The 4194-nt window shown below is 61.8% G+C and carries 1 protein-coding gene and 1 pseudogene; both read right to left on the minus strand.

The window, feature by feature from the left end:
* Window positions 1-151 precede the first annotated feature (151 nt).
* Window positions 152-1389: pseudogene (locus VHL31_RS26990) on the minus strand (IS630 family transposase).
* 571 nt (window positions 1390-1960) lie between these two features.
* Window positions 1961-3727: a hypothetical protein gene (locus VHL31_RS17510; protein ID WP_329662527.1), complete on the minus strand. Its 1767-nt coding sequence runs from the start codon at window positions 3725-3727 to the stop codon at window positions 1961-1963.
* Window positions 3728-4194: the final 467 nt, after the last annotated feature.

Below are 4194 nucleotides of genomic sequence, written 5' to 3' on the forward strand. Positions count from 1 at the left end.
CCGTGGCGTCTGGCCAGTGCCCTCACGCTCGCTTCACTAGCTTGGATTGCCCGACGAACCGCCTCGGTCGTGGTGGCGCGGCCGTGAAGAACCTGGCCCGTCCTTCCAGATGTGCTGCTCGAGCGTAGCACTACACTCTGGAACCAAACATCTAGTGGTCTGAGTTGGAAGTTCGTTGGCAGAAGCGGGCGACGCTGGCGAGGATGGTGTCGGCGCTCTTGGTCCAGACGAATGGCCTTGGGTGCTGGTTCACGTCCTCGATGTAGCGTTGGATGGCTTCCTCCAATGCCTGGGTGCTGCTGAACACGCCGCGCTCGAGCCGGCGCCGGGTGAGCAGGGCGAACCAGCACTCAACCAGGTTGAGCCATCAATGGCCAGCAGGCCATTGATCCGAACATCGTAGGAGCGGCAGCCAGGAGGCTGCCGAGGGAAGCACTGGTTGGCGTGAAGTGCAGGTGGAAGCGCGGCCGCTTGACCAGCCAGTCGTGGACGATCCGGGTCTTGTGGGTGGCGGCATTGTCCAGCACGACGTGAACGTCGGCATCTGCTGGCACGCTTGCCTCAATGGTGTCGAGGAAGGCGCGGAACTCGATGCTCCGGTGCCGGCGCTGGCAGCGGCCGATGACCGTGCCGGCCTTGATGTCCAAGGCTGCGAACAGATCGGTCGTGCCGCAGCGCCGGTAGTCGTGCGTATGGCGCTCGGGCTGCCCCGGGCGCAGAGGCAGGACTGGTGCCGTCGACCGCAGCGCCCCGCCGCTGTCTCCTGACAGCGGCCCTTGCAGGGATGGAGCCGGCGCCTAGCTGCGCCGGCTGGATCTGCGGCTTCTCGTCGACGCACAGCACCAGGGCCCGGTCCGGCGGGTTCAGGTACAGGCCAACCACATCACGGACCTTCTCGACAAAAGCCGGATCGGTCGAAAGCTTGAAAGTTCTCCACCCGGTGCGGCCGCAGGCCAAACGCCCGCCAGATCCGGCTCACGGCGGTCTGGCTCATCCCGACCTGCCTGGCCATCGAGCGCGTGCACCAGTGGGTGGCATTGGCCGGCTTCTTCTCCAGAGTGATCGCGATCAGGCGCTCCACGGCCTCGTCGTCAACCCGTCTTGGCGCACCGGAACGTGGCGCATCCACCAGACCCTCCAGCCGATGCTCGGCAAAGCGCCGACGCCACAGGGCTACCGTCGGCCGACTTACACCCAGCGTCTTGGCTACCCCAAGATTGGTGGCCTCCGGCTCAGCACAAGCAAGCACCACACGGTGTTGTTGCCCCCTAAAGACCGGGCACGCTGCGCCAAGGCCTAGCCAACCTTGCGACGCCGCATCAGGTTCTCCAGCGCGCAACGCTCCACCGACGTCAGTTCAAGGGCAATCGCCTTCGGTCCGCGAGCCATGGCAGCCTCCTCCACCAAGGGTGCTACCATCGCCCACTTCATTCGAAGTGCAAGCAAACTTCCAACTCAGACCACTAGCACTACCTGGGCAATTTGTTTGGTGGGGCAGGCCCGACTTCAGCACCGCAATGTGGGCAGCAGATCCATGGGTGTTGGAACAGTTCGATCAGCCGGCGGCGGACGGCTGGCAAGCTTGGTCGCGGCGGTGGTCCTGCTGATCTGGCCTCGGCTAGCACCGACACTTCCATCGTGGTGAAGCCGAAGGCGTCGTCGAGTTCGCGGTAGGCGAGCAGGCCGTCGGTGGTGAACCGAGCACCGCGGAACTCAAGCTTGAGCCAGCGGTCGAAGGCGACCTGACAGGCTCTTTTATTTCACCCGTCGCGTCCATCATCCCGCCCTCAGGCCGTTGCTATATCTCTGGTCTCCACAGCAGAATCAGCGCAGAACGTCAGCTGCAGGCCACCGTATCTGGGGAGATTTGGAATTTAGTGCCTTGGTCAAGTGTACTCTTCGCTTTTGACCGTGAGGCGTCAACTACCGACGGTATGCCTCACTTTGCACGTCCATTTCATTACACCGACGGGGTCATGCCTCCTCGCTCCTCGGATGCATCCCACTTGATGATTAGTCTACCTAGCGGGCCTGCGACGATGACCAGCGCCAGCGTCACCCCCGCGCACCAAGCCGCCCCCTTCAGCAGTTGCCAGCCGCACGCCGCGTTCGGCACCACCCTTATTGAGCAGGCTGAGAATTCGGTTCCGGCTATAAAATCCACGAACCAGAGAAGGAGTACTGGCATCAGTCCCAGAAGGATGAATATGAGCACGGCAACCCAGAACAGCATCAGGGACTTCCGCTTCCTCTCCGTCTTCTTGCTGAGTTGCTGCAAGGACTTCCCGACGTTTACGGCCTCGGGATGGCCGAGGAGCCAATCACCAATCCAGCGGGCAAGGGGCTGGGGACCACCACCAGCGTCCTGAAGGTAGTAGACGTGGCTTGCCAGGAGGACTGGGTGGGCCTTGCAGGCGACATTATATGGCTCCAGCGGCTTGCAGTCCTTTGCCCCCTTCAGCGGCGTGCGCTGCGGTGTTCGTTTGTCAAACACATCGTTGTGGTTGAACGCGTTCAGTTCCGCGCCTACCGGATCAGTGGGATCCCAGACGTTGACCCACTGCGCCTGGGCCGGGAACACGGCCGCCCAGCGATTTAGCGCCACAATCCGCGGCCAGATGCCGGCGAATTTGTCGAGTGGAGAACCATAGGTGAGCAGGCCATAGAATCTTCTGAATAGCTGCTCGCGGTAGACGACGCTGTCCTGGCCAAGTCGGTCTGCAGGTAGTGCTGGGGCGAGGTACTGGTCGTCCGCAACATCTTCCGCCGTCGGCCCATCATGATCACCACGTCGCTGTCCGGCGAGGCCGCACTGCTGCAGCCGGTCCAGGCGTTCTCGGTCTAGGTAAGCGGCGAGACCAATGCCGGTGGCCTGAAGCCCATTGAAGGCCACCACCGTGCCCTGGCTATGGGCAAGCACGTACCAACGATCGTAGGGAACAGGTCCGTGAGACGGGCCACAGCCACGCGAAGCAACGTCGGCAAGCACACGGGCCATGCGCCGACGGATCGCATAGCGTGGTGCCTCGTTGCAAGACTCCAGAAGCCCGGGGCCGACGCGACGCGGCTGGGTGTAGAGCCGTACCGCAGAGACGTAGCTGACCAGTGTCTCAAGCGTCGCAGGCAGAGTGGTTCCGAACACCCTCTTCGCGATGAAGTTGAGCGTAACTAAAACTGGCGCAGCTAGGAAGAAGATCCAGGCGACAATGAACAACTGAATGCGGTCGGAGGAAGTAGGCGGAGCATCGTGCTTACGGTTCGGAAAGCAGGGTAGCGCCATCATGCGCTCGAACAGCGGCGACTTCGGCCTCTTGAGCCCGCGGGCCAACCAGATCGACAAGCCCCAGAACCAAAATAGGATGCCCTTTGTCAACGAGGCGGATTCGTTGACGTCGGCCCAGTGCACCTCATGCACGCCGATCCAAGTCAGCTTGGGACAGTCACCATCACGGCTGCGGACCGTAATCCACGCCTGCGGATCTCCGGACTCGACGTTCTCCGGCGTGACCACAGTCACCCGGCGCTTGCGATCCTCGCGCTCAAGTCCCTCGGCGAGCGCGCGGACAACCCCTTCCATGTGGTCACCCGGCTGCTGCTCGCCGATGCCGTGGACAACGATGACGCCTACGGTCTCAACTTCCAAGTTTGAGCCTGCCTCTGGGTGCGGCGAAGAATTTGGCAAGTTAGCCTTGTCGAGCGAATGATCAACGACGTTGGCATTGCTCATGATACATCCTCGGCAGCAAGAGGTTGCTCGCGTTCGAAGCCGAGGGCGATGCTGGCCCGCCGCCCCGTCTTCGCGAGGATCGCCGTGGCCTTGGCATAAGAAGGATAATTAAACTCGAAAGGCGGACTGCGCAACTGGACGATGCGCCTGCTGCCACCGGCTCCGGCGTCTCAATGCGTACAGATCATAGATTTCCTACCGGTTGCCAAGCAGGACAAGAAGGCGGTCAAGCGCTTTCTTCATTGGGCACAAATTAGGATCAGTTCAAAGAGTCCCACATTGAACGATCTTGATCCTTTTGTCCCTGTCTGGAACATTTGGTCCTTACTGACTGTCCGCAAAGTGGCTGGGACGGTTATGCGAGGCGTCGAAGCATGATGCGGCTCATGGCGGTGTGGATCATGGCGAGGCCCGTTTCAGGCAGGCGCTCGTAGTCGCGAGCAAGGCGACGAGAGCGAGACAGCCAC

It is taken from the genome of Geminicoccus sp. (assembly GCF_036263595.1).
Classification (GTDB): Bacteria; Pseudomonadota; Alphaproteobacteria; order Geminicoccales; family Geminicoccaceae; genus Geminicoccus.

Coding starts and splice junctions, on each gene's coding strand:
- VHL31_RS17510 (WP_329662527.1), bottom strand. CDS start 3,727: ATGAGCAATGCCAACGTCGTTGATCATTCGCTCGACAAGGCTAACTTG.